Below are 16,654 nucleotides of genomic sequence, written 5' to 3'. Positions count from 1 at the left end.
TCTCGCGGTGCCGTTCAGCGGTCTAGAGATAGCGCAGCCAGAGGTACGGCAGCGACAGCGACACGGTGACGGCGGCCACGAGCAGGCCGTACTTCGTGAACTCCCAGAAGCTGATCGGGTACCCGCTGCGCTTGGCGATGCCGAGCACGACGACGTTGGCGCTGGCTCCGATCGCGGTCGCGTTGCCGCCGAGGTCGGCGCCGAGCGCGAGCGCCCACCACAGCACGGAGTGGCCGGCGAGCGGCCCGTTCGCCGCGACGAGCTGCGCCACGACCGGGCTCATCGTCGTCACGAACGGGATGTTGTCGATCAGCCCGGACAGTGCCGCGGAGCCGAACAGCAGCAGGGGTACGGCCCGTTCCGGGCTGCCGCCCGTCGCGGTGGCGAGGGCGCCCGCCAAGTGGTCGATGGCGCCGACCTTGACCAGCGCGCCGACCATGATGAACAGGCCGGCGAAGAACAGCAGCGTCTCCCACTCGACGTCCTCGAGGTAGGAGCTCGCCGGCAGCCGGCTGACCAGCACGAGCAGCCCGGCACCCAGCATCGCGACGACGGACGGCTCCATGTGGAGCACGGGGTGCAGGACGAACCCGGCCAGGACGGCGGCCAGCACGACCAGGCTGCGGATCAGGAGGCGCCGGTCGGCGATCGCCTCCCGCTCGTCGAGCTCCATCACGGCCGCGACGCGTTCCGGATCGACGGTGAAGTGCTTGCGGAACATCACCCGCGTCATCGCGACGAACACCACCAGAAGCAGGAGCACCAGCGGCGCCAGGTGGACCAGGAAGTCGTTGAACGTCAGCCCGGCGCGGCTGGCGATGATGATGTTGGGCGGGTCGCCGACCAGTGTCGCGGTGCCACCGATGTTGGAGGCGAGTACTTCGGCGATCAGGAACGGCACCGGGCGCAGGCCGAGCCGGTCGCAGACCAGGATCGTGACCGGCGCGACCAGCAGCACGGTCGTCACGTTGTCGAGCAGCGCGGACGCGAGCGCGGTGAGCACGCAGAACAGCGCCATCACGCGGAACGGGTCGCCCTTGGCGCGCTTGGCGGCCCAGATCGCGAGGAACTCGAACACGCCGGTCTGCCGCAGGACGCCGACGATGATCATCATGCCGAGCAGCAGGAACAGGACGTTCCAGTCGATGCCGGTCTCGTGGGAGTAGAACACGTCGTCGGCACCGACGATCCCGACCGCGACGACCAGCGCCGCTCCGGCGAGCGCCACCAGGACGCGCGACACCCGGTCGCTGACGATCAGCACGTACGCTGCGACGAAGACGACGATCGGGAGCCAAGCCATGGCGGGGAGAGCCTTTCCGGAGCGGTCGACAAACTACGTCGCCGACCAGGCTTCCCGGCACACCAGCACCCCAGCCTAGCGGCCGTTCTTTGCGTTTTCTTTACGTTGTCGGCCTACGTCGGCTCAGGTACGACGTCTGGGGAGCAGTCTCGCGGCGAAGAAGCCCGCGCCGAATCCGGCGACGAGGCAGGTCGCCAGCGGGTTGCTCTCAGCCGTTCGGCGCACCTGCTGCGACACGGACCGTACGGTCTCGGCGGCCTGACCGGCCTTGGTCCCGGTATGGCTCCCGGTATGGCTCTCCGTGCGGGTTCCGGCCCCGGTTTGGCCGGCGCCAGTCACCTCGTGCGCTCGTTGCTGGGCGTGCTTGACCGTCCCCGTCGCCTTGGCCCTGAGGGCCTGCGCGGCGTCGCGCACGCGCTCGGTCTCCTGCCTCAGCTTGCGTTTGGGGCTCGCCTGGTGGGCCAGCCGGTCCACGTCCTCGGCGAGCTTGTCCCTGGTCTGCTCCGCCTCGGCCTTCAGCCTGTCGGGTGTCGTAGCCATGCCGCGTCCTCCTTCAACGACTCGACGGTTCGCTCGGGTTTGACCGAGACCTGCTTCATCCGGCTGCGCCCGATCAGGCCGGCGACGGCGCCGATCACGGCCCACACGCCCGCGACGATCAGCGCGGACCAGCCCAGGCCGAGCAGCGCGCCGAGGCCGAACACGGCGGCGAGTGACAGCAGGACGGCGACCATGTAGCCCGCGAAACCCGCGGTACCGAACATGCCTGCCGCCGTGGCCGCCCGTTTGGCGTCCTGCCGTACTTCTGCCTTGGCCAGTTCGATCTCCTGGCGGAACAACGCCTGGAGATCAGCCGTGACCTCGGCTACCAGCTGTCCGACGCTCGGCTCGGATTGCTGCCGTGGAAGTTGATCTCTGGTGGTTGTCATCGCTTCTCACCTCATCTCACGGCTCGCATAGCCCGTACCCCAGCGTGACCGGCGAAACGTCCCCTTCGGCAGGGCACCCGACGACCGCCGGCGGTCCGGTTCCGGAACTTGGAGTTGGGATGGTTAGGCGGCTATCGGTAGGGTGCGCCTGGGATCACCCTCACGAACAGAAGAAGGGCATCATCCAAGATGAGCACCCGCTTTGGTGTATTCGTACCGCAGGGTTGGCGCATGGATCTCACGGAGATCGCCGACCCGGTCGAGCAGTACGAGGCGATGACTGCCGTCGCCAAGGCCGCCGATGCCGGACCGTGGGACTCGGTCTGGGTCTACGACCACTTCCACACCGTTCCGGAGCCGACGCCGAACACGACGTTCGAGTGCTGGACGATCACCTCGACGCTGGTGCGTGACACCCAGCGGGTGAACGTCGGTCAGATGGTCGGGTGCAACGGGTATCGCAACCCCGCGCTGTACGCCAAGATCGCTTCCACCGTTGACGTCGCGGCGCACGGCCGGCTCTACGCCGGTATCGGCGCCGGGTGGTACGAGCACGAGTGGAAGGCCTACGGCTACGAATGGCCGGAGCTGAAGGATCGGATGGGCGCCTTCCGCGAGGCCGTCGAGATCGTTCACAAGATGTGGACCGAGGACCAGCCGGTCTTCAACGGCAAGTACTACTCGATCGACAAGCCCTACAACGAGCCCAAGGGCGTCCGTAAGCCGCACCCGTCGCTGTGGATCGGTGGTGGTGGCGAGAAGGTCACGCTGAGGCTGGTCGCGAAGTACGGCAACGCGGCCAACATCGGTGGTGGCGACCCGGAGACGCTGAAGCACAAGGCCGCCGTGCTGCGCGAGCACTGCGAAAAGCTCGGGCGCAACTACGACGACATCATCAAGTCGACGAGCATCAACGTCTACCCCGTCGCCAAGGACGCCGACGTCGACAAGGTGACGGAGAAGCTCAGCGGCTCGCTGCGTCCCGAGGCGCTGGACGGCCTCGTGCTCACCAGCGACCAGATCGTCGCCAACGTCGAGAAGCTGGTCGAGGCCGGCGCCGACTACGTGATCGTCTACATCCCGCGGGTGGCCTACGACCACGAACCGATGCAGCGTTTCGCCGAAGAGGTCATTCCGCAGATCAGCTGAAGCAAGGCAGGAAACGGAACCCAGAAAGGAAACCGTTGGGAACTCCCTTCGGAGTATTCGTACCGCAAGGCTGGAAACAAGACCTGGTTGAGCTCGCCGACCCGATCGAGCAGTACGAAGCGATGACGGCGGTGGCCAAGGCCGCCGATGCCGGACCGTGGGACTCGATCTGGGTCTACGACCACTTCCACACCGTCCCGGAGCCGACCGAGAACTCCGTGTTCGAGGCCTGGACCGTCACCTCGACGCTGGTGCGGGACACGTCCCGGATCAACGTCGGCCAGATGGTCGGGTGCAACGGCTACCGCAACCCCGCGCTCTACGCCAAGATCGCCTCGACCGTCGACGTCGCGTCGCACGGACGGCTCTACGCCGGGATCGGCGCGGGCTGGTACGAGCACGAGTGGAAGGCGTACGGCTATCCGTGGACCGAGTTGAAGCACCGGATGGGCGCGTTCCGCGAGGCCGTGGAGATCGTTCACAAGATGTGGACCGAGGACCAGCCGGTCTTCGACGGCAAGTACTACTCGATCGACAAGCCCTACAACGAGCCGAAGGGCGTGCGCAAGCCGCACCCGTCGTTCTGGATCGGCGGCAGCGGTGAACGCGTGACGCTGAAGCTGGTCGCGAAGTACGGCAACGCGGCCAACATCAACGGCGACACCGACAAGATCAAGCAGCGGCTCGGCGTGCTGCGCGCCCACTGCGAGACCGTGGGCCGCGACTACAACGAGATCATCAAGTCGTCGACGATCAACCGGGTCTTCCCGGTCGCCAAGGGCGCCGATCTCGAAGCGGCCACCGCCAGGGCGCGGGGGAGCGTGAGCTTCGACGAGTTCGCCGGGTCGACGCTGATCGGCACGGCCGACGAGATCGCCTCGGAGATCGAGACGAAGCTCGAGGCAGGCATCGACTACCTGCTGGTCTACATCCCCGGCGTGGCCTACGACCACGAGCCGCTGCAGCGGTTCGCCGAAGAGGTCATCCCGCGGTTCGGCTAGCGGTATGGGCATTTGTTGGAGGTATGCTGGTTTTCGGCTGGTGTACCTCCAACAAGTCGCCGCTCCGCGTGGCGTGTCGAGGCAGGCAGGGCAGGCGGCGTCGCTAGCCTCACAGCGTGACCTCCGCGGAAGAGCCGCCGCTGGCGAAGGTCGAACCGGTCCCAACCCGCGATCGACGCCGAGTGCCAGGACTGGTCCCGATGCGAGCCTCGTGTGCGTTCGCTCTGGTGATCTTGTCGCTTGCGGCTATTGGATTCACCTATCTGTCGGTCACATCCGACGAGAAGCAGATATACGTAGCCGCGCGTGACATTCCCCCATACCACCAGCTTACCCAGGCAGACCTCCGGCTTGCTTCGAGGAGCAGGCGAGAGGTGCCGAAGAAGGCGGTTGAGGAAGGCAAGCGGAACGACCTGCTGGGTGCGTACACCTTGAGCGCGCTTGGACAGGATAAGCCCTTCAGCACGTCGATGGTGGGCCCTCATGTGCCAGACGGTTCGCTGGACGGGCGAGTCATGGTGGCACTCGCGGCGTCTCCAGAGACTGCGCTCGGCGGTCGGCTTGGTCGTGGCGATCGGGTCGATGTCCTGCTCTCGAGTGAGGCGCCAACTGACTCGGTGCGTCTGAACGATGTTCTGGTCGTTGATGTCTTGGACACCAAGCGTGGTGATTCGGTGGTCCTAGGCATCAAATCATCCGATGAGGACCACCTGTTAACGGGCTATGCGGGCAGCAAAGTGCTCGTGATCCGTGTAAAGTCGTACGTGCGGCTCTGACGGAGCCGGCTCATTCCTGCGTCGGCTGCCTGCGTTCGTTGTGCTTCTGCTGGCTTTCCGCCCATTGGGTCGGGCCCCTGATCACTACAAAGTCTCGGATGCTTTGGAAAGCAAGATCAGTGTCTTTGACGTCTTCTGGGGTGGCCCAGATTTGCAGCAGCTTGTCTCGGTAGAGATCGAAGGCGCATCGAATCTGCTCGGCGAATTCCTTCGCTCTCGACAAGGAGACCCAGTAGGCGAGATACGACACAGCGAATCCGCCAAGAAAGACTGCAAGGAAGAAGTAGGGGGGCTTGTGGGCGATCACGAGAGCGAGCCCCGAGAGAGTAGCTGACATCGCCGCCAGGAACGAGACGACGAGCGGGAACTCGTGCTCCCTTCTGATCTCGCTAAGATCTCGCTGAAATTGCTCTGGAAGGAGGGGGTAGAGCCGGGTCCAGAAGACTACCGCATCGATGCCATAACGACTCTGTGGGTAGAGCTCACCGCTCAGTAGGATGTTTCCGAGGCGCGTGGACAGAATGAGCTGCTTGTCCTTTATCGTTGGGTAGCGGAAGTACAGTTCCATTTCCTTGTCCGACCGTTTGCTGGCGCGCAACTTCTCGAACTGCTCTCGATGCCATTGCGCTCCGATTTCGGGGAGCCCGTACTGGACGTGTAGGAAGCGGAGGGGGTAACCTTCGTAGAGTCGTACTATTGCGCCCCATTGAGCGGCCACAGCGGCGGCTACGAACCAGGTTGCGGCTATATAGGCGAGGATGACGACGAGCTTCGTAACCAAGTCAAGTGCTGTCCACGAGGCCGACACTCGTGTCATCGTGGTGAATGCCGAAATGGTGAACGCAGCTGTGAGGCTACCGAAAACCAGAGTGGGCAGAAGGGCGTTGAAAAGAAACTGTCGAGGCAAGACGCTGGTGAGCTGCTGAAGGCTTTCCGTCAGCATACGTCCACCTTTCGCTAGTTTTCCTCCTGGTATCGATACAGATCCTCGCGAGGTCCGTCACAGTTGGGACACTTTTCAGGCCACTCGGGCGGCGCTTCGACGATGTAGCCGCAATTGCGGCATCGGAGATCCTTGGAGCCATAGAAACCACCGTGCAGGCCAGTTCCCGCCGGAGTCATGGCGCCTCCTCAGGCACCGGGGCGCAATTGGATACGCCCGTGAGTCATGCGTTCATGGTCCTATGGCAAGGGACGTCGCGCAAGGTGCGGTCGTGAGCTTTCTCGCCAGCTCAGGTAGCGACGGGGAGCCAGCGGCCGATGCAGTCGAGGAGTTGGTCGGGGTCGACGGGTTTGGTGACGTAGTCGCTCGCTCCTGAGGCGAGGCTCTTCTCGCGGTCGCCGGCCATGGCCTTCGCCGTGACCATGATGATCGGGAGGCTGTCGAAGCGGGGGATCTTGCGGATCGCCGCCGTGGTGGCGTATCCGTCCATCTCCGGCATCATGACGTCCATCAGGATGAGGTCGATGTCGGGGTTGGCGCGGAGGGCTTCGATTCCCTTGCGGCCGTTGGGCGCGTGCGTGACCGACAGGCCGTTGAGCTCCAGCATGCCGGCGATCGCCAGGACGTTGCGGGCGTCGTCGTCGATGAGGAGGACCTTGCGGCCGTGCATGCCCGGCGCGTCGGCCGAGGCGGCGCCGACGTCGATCGGGACGAACGGGACGTGCCGGGGCTCGGTCAGCCGGAGCGCGAAACGCTCGCGCAGGTCTTCCAGCGATGCCAGCAGCTCGACCGGTTGCCTGCCGTCGCCGGCGCGCAGGTCCGGGGCGTACGGATAGGCCAGCACGGGTACGTTGATCGGCTCCGAGTCGTCGGCCAGCCGGCGCAGCAACGTGCTCGCTCCGGCGTCGGCCAGCCGGGTGTCGAGCACCACGCACTGGTGCGGCCCGGAGGTCAGGCTCGCGATCGCCTCCTCCGGTGTGCTGACCGACTCGACGTGCACCGGTGTGTTGGCGTCGGTCGCGTCGGCCACCACGCCGCGGACGAGCTGGGACAGCACGCGGCGTTCGGGATCCTCGACGACCAGGACGCGGTAGTCGGTGTGGGCGGGACGCGTCCGAGGCTCGACGGCGAACTCGACCGGCGGGTTCACCGGTAGGTAGAGCGTGAACGTGCTGCCCTCGCCCAGCCGGCTCTCGGCCTGGATCTCGCCGCCCAGCAGGTTGGCGACCTGCCGGCTGATCGACAGGCCGAGCCCGGTGCCGCCGTACCGCCGGCTCGTGGTGCCGTCGGCCTGCTGGAACGCGGAGAAGATCGTCTCGAGGTTCTCCTCGGCGATGCCGATCCCGGTGTCGCTGACGGCGAACGCGACCTGCCCGTCCATCGGATGCACCGACAACTGGATCTTGCCGCGCTCGGTGAACTTGACGGCGTTCGACAGCAGGTTGCGCAGCACCTGCCGCAGCCGCTGTTCGTCGGTGACGAGCGCGGCCGGCAGGTCGGACTCGACCTTGACCTCGAACTGCAGGCCCTTCTCGGCCGTCAGCGGCTGGAACGTGGTGCGGACGTACTCCATCAGCTGCTGCAGCGGCACCGGCTCGGTCTGGATGTCCATCTTGCCGGCCTCGACCTTCGACAGGTCGAGGATGTCGTCGATCAGCTGCTGGAGGTCCTTGCCCGACGACTGGATCATCTTCGCGAACTCGACCTGCTTGGCCGTGAGGTTCTGGTTGGCGTTCTTGGCGAGTACGCCGGCCAGGATCAGCAGGCTGGTGAGCGGTGTGCGCAGCTCGTGCGACATGTTCGCCAGGAACTCCGACTTGTACTTCGATGCCAGCGCCAGCTGCTGGGCGCGTTCCTCCAGCTCCTGCCGGGCCTGCTCGATCTCGAAGTTCTTGATCTCGATGTCGCGGTTCTGGCGGGCCAGCAGCTCGGCCTTCTCCTCCAGCTCGGCGTTGGACGTCTGGAGTTTCGCCTGCTGGGCTTGGAGCTCCTCCGACCGGACCTGCAGCTCGCGGGCCAGCCGCTGCGACTCGTCGAGCAGTGAGTCCGTACGAGCGTTGGCGGTGATGGTGTTGACGTTGACGCCGATGCTCTCCATCAGCTGCTCGAGGAAGTCGCGTTGCACGGCGGTGAACCGGTTGAACGACGCCAGCTCGATCACGGCGAGCACTTGGTCCTCGAACACGATCGGCAGCACGATCAGGTTGGCCGGCAGCGCGGCGCCGAGACTCGAGGAGATCTTGACGTAGTCGGGCGGCGTCCGGTCGACGAGGATCGCCGTCTTGGTCAGCGCGACCTGTCCGATCAGCGACTGGCCGAGCGCGAACGTCGTGCCGTCCTCGGTGTGGCCGTAGCCGGCGATCAGCCGCAGCACACCGGTCTCCTGCTCGGGCTCCATCAGGAAGAACGTGCCGTACTGCGCGCCGACCAGTGGCGCCAGCTCGTTCATGATCAGCTGGGCGACGACACGCAGGTCGCGGTGCCCCTGCAGGCGCCCGGAGATCCTTGCCAGGTTGGTGTTGAGCCACGCCTGTTCCTCGTTGGCGCGCGTGGTCTCGCGCAGCGAGTGGACCATCGCGTTGATGTTGTCCTTGAGCTCGGAGACCTCGCCACTGGCCTCGACCGTGATCGAACGGGTCAGGTCGCCGGTCGCGACGGCGCTGGTGACTTCGGCGATCGCGCGGACCTGACGGGTGAGGTTGCCGGCGAGCTCGTTGACGTTCTCCGTAAGGCGTTTCCAGGTGCCGGACACGCCCTCGACCTCGGCCTGGCCACCCAGCCGGCCCTCGCTGCCCACCTCGCGGGCGACGCGGGTGACCTCGTCGGCGAACGAGGAGAGCTGGTCGACCATGGTGTTGATCGTGGTCTTCAGCTCGAGGATCTCGCCACGAGCCACGACGTCGATCTTCTGCGACAGGTCGCCGCGGGCGACCGCGGTGGTGACCTGCGCGATGGACCGCACCTGGTCGGTGAGGTTGTTGGCCATGAAGTTCACGTTGTCGGTCAGGCTCTTCCAGGTGCCCGCGACGTTCGGCACGCGGGCCTGGCCGCCGAGTACGCCCTCGGTGCCGACCTCACGGGCGACACGGGTCACTTCGTCGGCGAACGCGGAGAGCGTGTCGACCATCGTGTTGATGGTCTGGGCCAGGTCGGCCACCTCGCCCTTGGCCTCGACCGTGATCTTCTGGCCGAGATCGCCGCGGGCGACGGCCGTCGCGACGGAGGCGATCGAACGCACCTGTGCGGTGAGGTTGTCGGCCATGACGTTGACGGACTCGGTGAGGCCCTTCCAGGTGCCGGAGACGCCCTTGACGTCGGCCTGACCGCCGAGGCGGCCTTCGGTGCCGACCTCGCGGGCGACGCGGGTGACCTCGTCGGCGAACGAGGAGAGCTGGTCGACCATCGTGTTGATGGTGTCCTTGAGCTCGAGGATCTCGCCGCGTGCGTCGACCCGGATCTTCTGCGAGAGGTCGCCGCTGGCCACGGCCGTGGTGACCTGGGCGATGGATCGCACCTGGTCGGTGAGGTTGTCGGCCATGACGTTGACGGACTCGGTGAGGCCCTTCCAGGTGCCGGAGACGCCCTTGACGTCGGCCTGACCGCCGAGGCGGCCCTCGGTGCCGACCTCGCGGGCAACCCGGGTCACCTCGTCGGCGAACGACGACAGCGTGTCGACCATGGTGTTGATGGTGTTCTTCAGGGCGAGGATCTCGCCGCGTGCGTCGACGGTGATCTTCTGGGAGAGGTCGCCGCGCGCCACGGCGGTGGCGACCTGGGCGATCGAGCGCACCTGGTCGGTGAGGTTGTCGGCCATGAAGTTGACCGACTCGGTGAGGCCCTTCCAGGTGCCGGCCACGCCGGGCACCGCGGCCTGGCCGCCGAGGATGCCTTCGGTGCCGACCTCGCGGGCGACTCGGGTCACCTCGTCGGCGAACGCCGAGAGGGTGTCGACCATGGTGTTGATGGTGTTCTTCAGCTCGAGGATCTCGCCGCGTGCGTCGACGGTGATCTTCTGGGACAGGTCGCCGCGCGCTACGGCCGTGGTGACCTGGGCGATCGAACGTACCTGGTCGGTGAGGTTGTCGGCCATGACGTTGACGGACTCGGTGAGCCCGCGCCACGTACCGGAGACGCCCTTGACGTCGGCCTGACCGCCGAGGCGGCCCTCGGTGCCGACCTCGCGGGCGACGCGGGTGACCTCGTCGGCGAACGAGGAGAGCTGGTCGACCATGGTGTTGATGGTGTTCTTCAGCTCCAGCAGCTCGCCCTTGACGTCGACCGTGATCTTCTGCGACAGGTCGCCGCGGGCGACAGCGGTCGTGACCTCGGCGATCGAACGCACCTGGTCGGTGAGGTTGTCGGCCATGGCGTTCACCGAGTCGGTGAGGTCCTTCCAAGTGCCGGACACGCCCGGAACCTGGGCCTGACCGCCGAGGATGCCCTCGGTGCCGACCTCACGGGCGACCCGGGTCACCTCGGAGGTGAACAGCGCGAGCTGGTCGACCATGCCGTTGAACTCGGTCGAGATCTCGTCGAGCAACGGATCGCCGACCGGCGAGAGCCGCCTGCGGAAGTCGCCGTTTCGGACGGCCTTGAGCCCGTCGAGCAACGGCTGGAGCCGCTCGTCGTTGCCAACGCGTTCGATGGCCCCCTCTGTGGCCGTGGCTTCCTGCGTCATCGGCACAGCCTCCTTCATCCCGGGCACCCTCCCGGGCCGTGCTTACTGTCTGAGATCGACGTCGAAGTGGTCCTGCCCGGCTGCGACGCGCCGAATCGTGTCGAGCAGGTCGTCGAGAAGGCTCCCCGCCTTCAACACCAGGCCCGCCCCTCCCGCGGCGGCCACCCGGTCGACGATGGCCTGCGTGGCGTAGCCGGTGAACACCAGCACCCGCGTGCCCGGCGAAGCCGCGTGCAACCGCCCGATCGCGTCCACGCCGTCACCGTCGGGCAGCCGGCGGTCGAGCAGGATCACGTCGGGACGGCTGCGGCCGGCAGCTGCGACCGCTTCCTCGATCAGCTTTGCCGTGCCGACCAGTTCGATGTCCGCTTCGATCTCGAAGGCGGACTCCAGCGCCATCGCGACCACAGAATGGTCTTCTGCCAGGAGCAGCCGGATGGGTCGGGGTTCAGGATCGACCGGCACACGAGCAGCTTAGGTCGCGTCAGCCGTGGATACGAGCATTAGCCGGGAGACGCTTTCTTTCGGCCAGAATTGTCGTCGCGTAGAGAAGTCTCATGGCTGCGCTGCGTGGCCGATGTGGACGGCTGTGCGAACGGTTGCGCCGATCGCCGGAGTCAGGGCATCATCGGATCATGATCTCCAACCGAAAGGGCGGCGACGCCCTCGCGCTTTGATCGCGCGCACGCGGCGCTCGGACGCCGCCGGACAGCCTGCCGACTTCTACGGCAAACGCACCACCAATCAATGGCACGAAGCCTGCCGGATCCGGCAGGAGTGGCTCGGCCACGGCCTGTCCACGGACCCGGCCGACCGGCGTACGGCCGAGGACAGCCTGACCCGGATCTACGCACTCATGGCTCGCCCACGACCCCGGTTCGTGTGGGTCGAGTCTCCGCACCAGGCGATCCCACTGGTCGCCGGCCTGCCCACCCTCGACCAGCTCTACGCCCTGGTACGCGACCCGCGGCCGCGAAGGCAGCCGCCCGCGGCCAGCGATCTGGCCATGGTCGTGTCCCAGCTACGCGGGAAGCTCAGCGCGGCCGTCGACCCGGAGCTGTCGCCGGCGCGTAAGGACAAGCACAACAAGCCGTTCCCCGAGCTGCCGCCGCGCGAGTCGTTCGAGGCGGGCGTGCCGTTCGGGATCGTGCTGCACCGGGGCATCCATGACGCGCTGCACCGGAGCCTGGCCGTGGGATTTCGCTACCGCGTCCGCGAAGCGCTCGGCGTCGGCGGGCCGGTGCCGGTGTGCTGGTCCGGGCAGCAGGACGCGGCCTGGGTCGCGTACTACGACGTCCTGCAACGGCTCGGGCTGGCGCGGTACGGACCGGCCGAGGCCGAGCAGCTCGACCACTGGGCGGCGCTGGCGCGCTCCTGCGGCTGGTGGTGGCCCGGCGAGGACGTGTGCGTGGTGGTCGAACGGCCCGAGCTGGCCCGGACCGAACCGTTGCCCGGAGCCTGGCACGACGAGGTGCGGCTCCGACGTAACGGCCTCCGCTACCGAGACGGCTGGCAACCGCTCCTGACCTGACCACCCAACCGCCCCCCGCCCTGCTCCGCGAATGACCACGTTAACCACGCAATTGGCTGGTTGACCACGCCCCGGGCCGTGGCGAAGCACCTTCTAGCGTGGCGAAGCGCGAAGCACGTGGCGAAGCGCGAATGACCACGTTAACCAGCCAAAGCCGTGGTTAACGTGGTCATTCGCGGACCAGCGGTGGTTGCCGGGCGGCGGGCTAGCTGCCGAGGCGGACGGGGAGCGACTGGAGGCCGCGGACGAGGGTGTTGCCGTGCCAGCGCAGCTCGCCGGGCTCGGCGGCGAGGCGGACGCCGGAATACCTCGTGACCAGCCGGCCGATCGCCACCTCGCCGATCAGGCGGGCGAGGTCGGCGCCCGGACAGCGGTGGGCGCCGTGGCCGAACGCGAGGTGCTCGCCGGTCGGCTCGTCACTGGCGTAACGGAACACGTCCAGGCGGTCGGGGTGCTTGAAGCGGCGCGAGTCGCGGTTGGCGGACAGCAACGACACCAGGACGAACTCGCCGGAGGGGATGCGCACCCGCCCGACCCGGATCGGTTCGACGGTGAAGCGGAGCGTCGCGAGGTGGTACGGGCTTTCGTACCGCAGGATCTCATCGATCGCCGACGGCAGCAGGGACGGGCGGGAGCGCAGCAGCGACAACTGGTCGGGGTGCCGCAGCAGGGCGTGGATCCCGTTGCCCATCAGATCAACAGTGTTCACATGTCCAGGGATCAGAGCGGAACAAGCAGTCGCCAGGATCTCGACATCCTCGAACTTCCTCTGATCATCGGGTGCTTCGAGGTTGCAGAGTGCCGTCAGCAGATCGCCCGCCGGCTCGGCTCGCTTGTCGGCCAGCAGCCGCCGCAACAGGTCGAGGAGCTCCGACCAGCCGGCGTCGCCCGAACGTGGTTCGACGGACTCGTTGCCGTCCTCGTTGGCGATCGCCGACACGCTGCGGCGGAACACGCCACGATCGGCGTCGGGGATGCCGAACACGTCGGCCAGCGCCGCGATCGACACCGGTACGGAGTATTCCTGCAGCAGGTCGACGGGCTCTCGCAGGTCGGAGCCGTGGGCCGGCCGCAGCGCGACGTCCAGCAGCCCGTCGGCGACCGGAATCAGGCGTTCCCGCAGCGCAGGCAGCCGGCAGGAGCCCAGCGCCTGGTCGACCAGCGACCGCAACCGCGTGTGCAACGGCGGATCCACGGTCAGCAGCTGCCGGTTGAACGCCTCGGACAGCTCGTCCTCGGCAGGCGGCAGCGGGCTCAGCTCAGGGATGAACTCGGCCGCGAGCCGGAGGTTCTTCCGCAGCCGCGGATCGGCCAGCGCCGCGCGCGCCTCGTCATAGCGCGTGATCACCCAGCCGGTGACGCCATCGGGCAGCTCGAGGCAATGGGCAGGCGCCTGCCGTCGCAACTGCGCGTAGAGCGAGTGCGGATCGCGCAGGAAGGCGTCGAGCAGCTTCCTCGTGGGTTGCTGTCGCCTGCGGCGGAGAAGCATGGTGCTGTCCTCGGGGCTGTCGGGCGAGCCTGAGCACGGTCGACCGCGAATATGTCAACGAGTCGCACTACCCAACCATGTTCGCGGCGATCTGGCTACGGCGGCGGCGCGCCTCCCAGAATTTCGACGTTGAGTGCTTTACGCTCACGCACCATGGCGACCCGTACGTCCTCTGGCCAGAAGGCGAGCACGAAGCGGGCACAGTTACGCGCTGGGACGCCGCCGAACAAGTCCCAGGGCAGGTCGCAGGCCAGGTCCCAGGACCGGACTCGCGCCACGACCACCAACTCCCGTCGCCCGCCTGCCCGCCGCCCCGCGTCCAGTCGTGGCCGCGGCAGCGCGGCCAACACCAGCCTGCTCGGCAAGCTGCTGATGGCGATCGGTCGCCTGCTCATCGGTATCTGGCTCGGGCTCGCTCACCTCCTCGGCGGAATCGTGCGCCGGATCGGCAGCAGCGCCCGGGAGCTCGACCCCGACCTGCGCCGCGACGGCGTCGGCCTGCTGCTGCTCGGCCTCGCGATCGTCGCGGCGGCGGCCCGCTGGTGGGGCATGCCCGGCACGGTCGGTGACGCCGTACGCACGGCGCTGGCCAGCACGGTCGGCGTCGTCGGCTACCTCGTTCCGTTGCTCCTGCTCGGTGTCGCCTGGCGCACGCTGCGCCACCCCGACCGCAACGGCCCGGGCGGGCAGCAGCTGATCGGCTGGACGGCGATCCTCGCCGGCGTGCTCGGCATGGTCCACATCGCTCACGGCGTCCCGCGCCCGAGCGACGGCATGGCCAAGCTGCAGGAGGCCGGCGGTGCGATCGGGTTCGTGATGTCGTCGATCCCGGTCGACCTGCTCACGGCCTACGTCACGGTGCCGTTGCTCGTCCTGCTGGCGCTGTTCGGCTCGCTGGTCGTGTCCGGCACGCCCGTCCACGCGATCCCCGAACGCCTCGGCGACATCTGGGCCCGGCTGCGCGGACGCGAGCCCGTCGGAGCCGACGACGAAGACGCCGAGAACGCCGACGGCGAACCCGAGACCGTACCGCTCAACCGCCGGTCGCGGTCGCGCCGGCGGGTCGGCCAGTCCGCCACCGACGGCGAAGAAGACGGTCAGGAGAAGCCCTACGACTCGCCGGTCCTCGAGGGCCGCGAGATCGCCAAGCGAGGCAAGAAGAAGCAGCCGGCCGAACCGTCGCCCGCCGACGACCCGGCAGCCGCCCCGGCCATGGACACCGATGCCGGTAAGGGCAAGGCCGGCCCGGACAAAGGTGGGGACAAGGGCACCGACAAGGGCTCGATCCCGCCCCCGGCGCACTCGCCGATGCCGCAGCGGGTCGAGCAGCTCGCGCTGTCGGGCGACGTCACCTACGTCCTGCCGGCCGGCGAGGTGCTCTCCCAGGGTTCGGCCCACAAGCCGCGTACGAAGGCCTCCGACGCGATCGTCGACCGTCTCGCCGACGTGCTCGAGCAGTTCGACATCGACGCGCAGGTCACCGGCTACACCCGCGGGCCGACGGTCACGCGCTACGAAGTCGAGCTCGGCGCCGGCACCAAGGTCGAGAAGGTCACCGCGCTCAGCAAGAACATCTCGTACGCCGTCGCCAGCGCCGACGTGCGGATCCTGTCGCCGATCCCCGGCAAGTCCGCGATCGGTATCGAGATCCCCAACACCGACAAGGAAGTCGTCACACTCGGAGACGTGCTGCGCAGCAGTGCCGCCCGGTCCGACCATCACCCGATGGTGATCGGGCTCGGCAAGGACGTCGAGGGCGGTTTCGTGGTCGCCAACCTCGCGAAGATGCCTCACCTGCTGGTCGCGGGCGCGACCGGTGCCGGAAAGTCCGTCTTCATCAACTCGATGATGACGTCGATCCTGATGCGTTCCACGCCCGACGAGGTACGCACGATCATGATCGACCCCAAGCGCGTCGAGCTGACCATCTACGAAGGCATCCCGCACCTGATCACCCCGATCATCACCAACCCGAAGAAGGCGTCCGAGGCGCTGCAGTGGGTGGTGTCGGAGATGGACCGGCGCTACGACGACCTGGCCGCGTTCGGCTTCCGGCACGTCGACGACTTCAACAAGGCCGTACGCACCGGCAAGGTCACGGTGCCGCCCGGCAGCGAGCGGGTGCTGGCGCCGTACCCCTATCTCCTGGTGATCGTCGACGAGCTCGCCGACCTGATGATGGTCGCCCCGCGCGACGTCGAGGACGCGGTCGTGCGCATCACTCAGCTCGCGCGAGCCGCGGGCATCCACCTCGTGCTCGCGACGCAGCGGCCCTCGGTCGACGTCGTGACCGGTCTGATCAAAGCGAACGTGCCGTCGCGGCTGGCGTTCGCCACCTCCTCGATGGCCGACAGCCGGGTGATCCTCGACCAGCCGGGTGCGGAGAAGCTGGTCGGCCAGGGCGACGGGCTGTTCCTGCCGATGGGTGCCAGCAAGGCGATCCGCATCCAGGGCGCGTGGGTCAACGAGGTCGAGATCCGCAAGGTCGTCGAGCACTGCAAGGCGCAGCTGACTCCGACCTACCGCGAGGACGTCACGGCCGCGCCGGCCAAGAAGCAGATCGACGACGACATCGGCGACGACCTCGACCTGGTGATCCAGGCGGCCGAGCAGATCATCACCACACAGTTCGGCTCGACGTCGATGCTGCAGCGCAAGCTGCGGGTCGGCTTCGCCAAGGCCGGCCGGCTGATGGACATCCTGGAGAGCCGTGGCGTGGTGGGGCCGAGCGAGGGCTCCAAGGCGCGCGACGTGCTGATCAAGCCGGATGACATGGAAGAGGCGCTGGCCTCGCTGCGCGGCGAAGAAGAGTAGCCCGAAACTTTCGATTGGATTCCGATCGGATTTTCTGTCCT

At 67.3% G+C, this 16,654-nt stretch carries 13 protein-coding genes; 5 read left to right on the top strand and 8 right to left on the bottom strand.

The window, feature by feature from the left end; genetic code table 11:
* Positions 1-22 precede the first annotated feature (22 nt).
* From ACYVF6_RS31960 to ACYVF6_RS31950, 3 genes are all read right to left on the bottom strand, one after another.
* Positions 23-1,303 (bottom strand): ArsB/NhaD family transporter, encoded by a 1,281-nt coding sequence (locus tag ACYVF6_RS31960; protein WP_460526449.1) that lies wholly within the window; start codon positions 1,301-1,303, stop codon positions 23-25.
* Positions 1,304-1,426: 123 nt separating this feature from the next.
* Positions 1,427-1,843, bottom strand: a complete 417-nt coding sequence (locus tag ACYVF6_RS31955) for a DUF3618 domain-containing protein (protein ID WP_460526447.1) — start codon at positions 1,841-1,843, stop codon at positions 1,427-1,429.
* A complete protein-coding gene (locus ACYVF6_RS31950) occupies positions 1,819-2,232 on the bottom strand; it encodes a phage holin family protein (RefSeq protein WP_460526445.1) in 414 nt (137 codons plus the stop codon). The genes ACYVF6_RS31955 and ACYVF6_RS31950 overlap by 25 nt, the downstream gene beginning before the upstream one ends.
* Positions 2,233-2,463: 231 nt before the next feature.
* Here ACYVF6_RS31950 and ACYVF6_RS31945 point away from each other — a divergent pair, with 231 nt between their 5' ends.
* From ACYVF6_RS31945 to ACYVF6_RS31935, 3 genes are all read left to right on the top strand, one after another.
* Positions 2,464-3,381, top strand: coding sequence for an LLM class F420-dependent oxidoreductase (locus ACYVF6_RS31945; RefSeq protein ID WP_460526443.1), 918 nt, complete (start codon positions 2,464-2,466; stop codon positions 3,379-3,381).
* Between the two features lie 35 nt (positions 3,382-3,416).
* A complete protein-coding gene (locus ACYVF6_RS31940; RefSeq protein ID WP_460526441.1) occupies positions 3,417-4,382 on the top strand; it encodes an LLM class F420-dependent oxidoreductase in 966 nt (321 codons plus the stop codon).
* Positions 4,383-4,498: 116 nt separating this feature from the next.
* A complete protein-coding gene (locus tag ACYVF6_RS31935) occupies positions 4,499-5,158 on the top strand; it encodes an SAF domain-containing protein (RefSeq protein WP_460526439.1) in 660 nt (219 codons plus the stop codon).
* 10 nt (positions 5,159-5,168) lie between these two features.
* Here the strand turns inward: ACYVF6_RS31935 and ACYVF6_RS31930 are convergent, their stop codons facing one another.
* The 4 genes from ACYVF6_RS31930 to ACYVF6_RS31915 all read right to left on the bottom strand — a co-directional run bounded on the left by ACYVF6_RS31930 (position 5,169) and on the right by ACYVF6_RS31915 (position 11,244).
* Positions 5,169-6,101 (bottom strand): hypothetical protein, encoded by a 933-nt coding sequence (locus ACYVF6_RS31930; protein ID WP_460526437.1) that lies wholly within the window; start codon positions 6,099-6,101, stop codon positions 5,169-5,171.
* Between the two features lie 14 nt (positions 6,102-6,115).
* Entirely contained in the window at positions 6,116-6,280 is a 165-nt protein-coding gene (locus ACYVF6_RS31925; protein WP_460526435.1) for a DUF7130 family rubredoxin-like protein, read from the bottom strand.
* A 110-nt stretch (positions 6,281-6,390) separates the two neighbouring features.
* A complete protein-coding gene (locus ACYVF6_RS31920) occupies positions 6,391-10,797 on the bottom strand; it encodes a HAMP domain-containing protein (RefSeq protein ID WP_460526433.1) in 4,407 nt (1,468 codons plus the stop codon).
* A gap of 24 nt (positions 10,798-10,821) precedes the next feature.
* A complete protein-coding gene (locus tag ACYVF6_RS31915) occupies positions 10,822-11,244 on the bottom strand; it encodes a response regulator (protein ID WP_460526431.1) in 423 nt (140 codons plus the stop codon).
* A gap of 208 nt (positions 11,245-11,452) precedes the next feature.
* Here ACYVF6_RS31915 and ACYVF6_RS31910 point away from each other — a divergent pair, with 208 nt between their 5' ends.
* Positions 11,453-12,310, top strand: coding sequence for a DUF6745 domain-containing protein (locus ACYVF6_RS31910; RefSeq protein ID WP_460526429.1), 858 nt, complete (start codon positions 11,453-11,455; stop codon positions 12,308-12,310).
* A gap of 205 nt (positions 12,311-12,515) precedes the next feature.
* Here the strand turns inward: ACYVF6_RS31910 and ACYVF6_RS31905 are convergent, their stop codons facing one another.
* The gene (locus ACYVF6_RS31905) at positions 12,516-13,799 is read right to left on the bottom strand and encodes a cytochrome P450 family protein (protein WP_460526427.1); all 1,284 of its coding nucleotides are present in this window, start codon (positions 13,797-13,799) and stop codon (positions 12,516-12,518) included.
* Between the two features lie 153 nt (positions 13,800-13,952).
* On the opposite strand from ACYVF6_RS31905, the gene ACYVF6_RS31900 reads away from it, so the two are divergent.
* Positions 13,953-16,613, top strand: a complete 2,661-nt coding sequence (locus ACYVF6_RS31900; RefSeq protein WP_460526426.1) for an FtsK/SpoIIIE family DNA translocase — start codon at positions 13,953-13,955, stop codon at positions 16,611-16,613.
* The last annotated feature ends 41 nt before the right edge of the window (positions 16,614-16,654 follow it).

It is taken from the genome of Flindersiella endophytica (genome assembly GCF_054779015.1).
The sequence above is the reverse complement of the archived record's forward strand: the minus strand, read 5'-3'. Positions and strand labels throughout refer to the sequence as shown.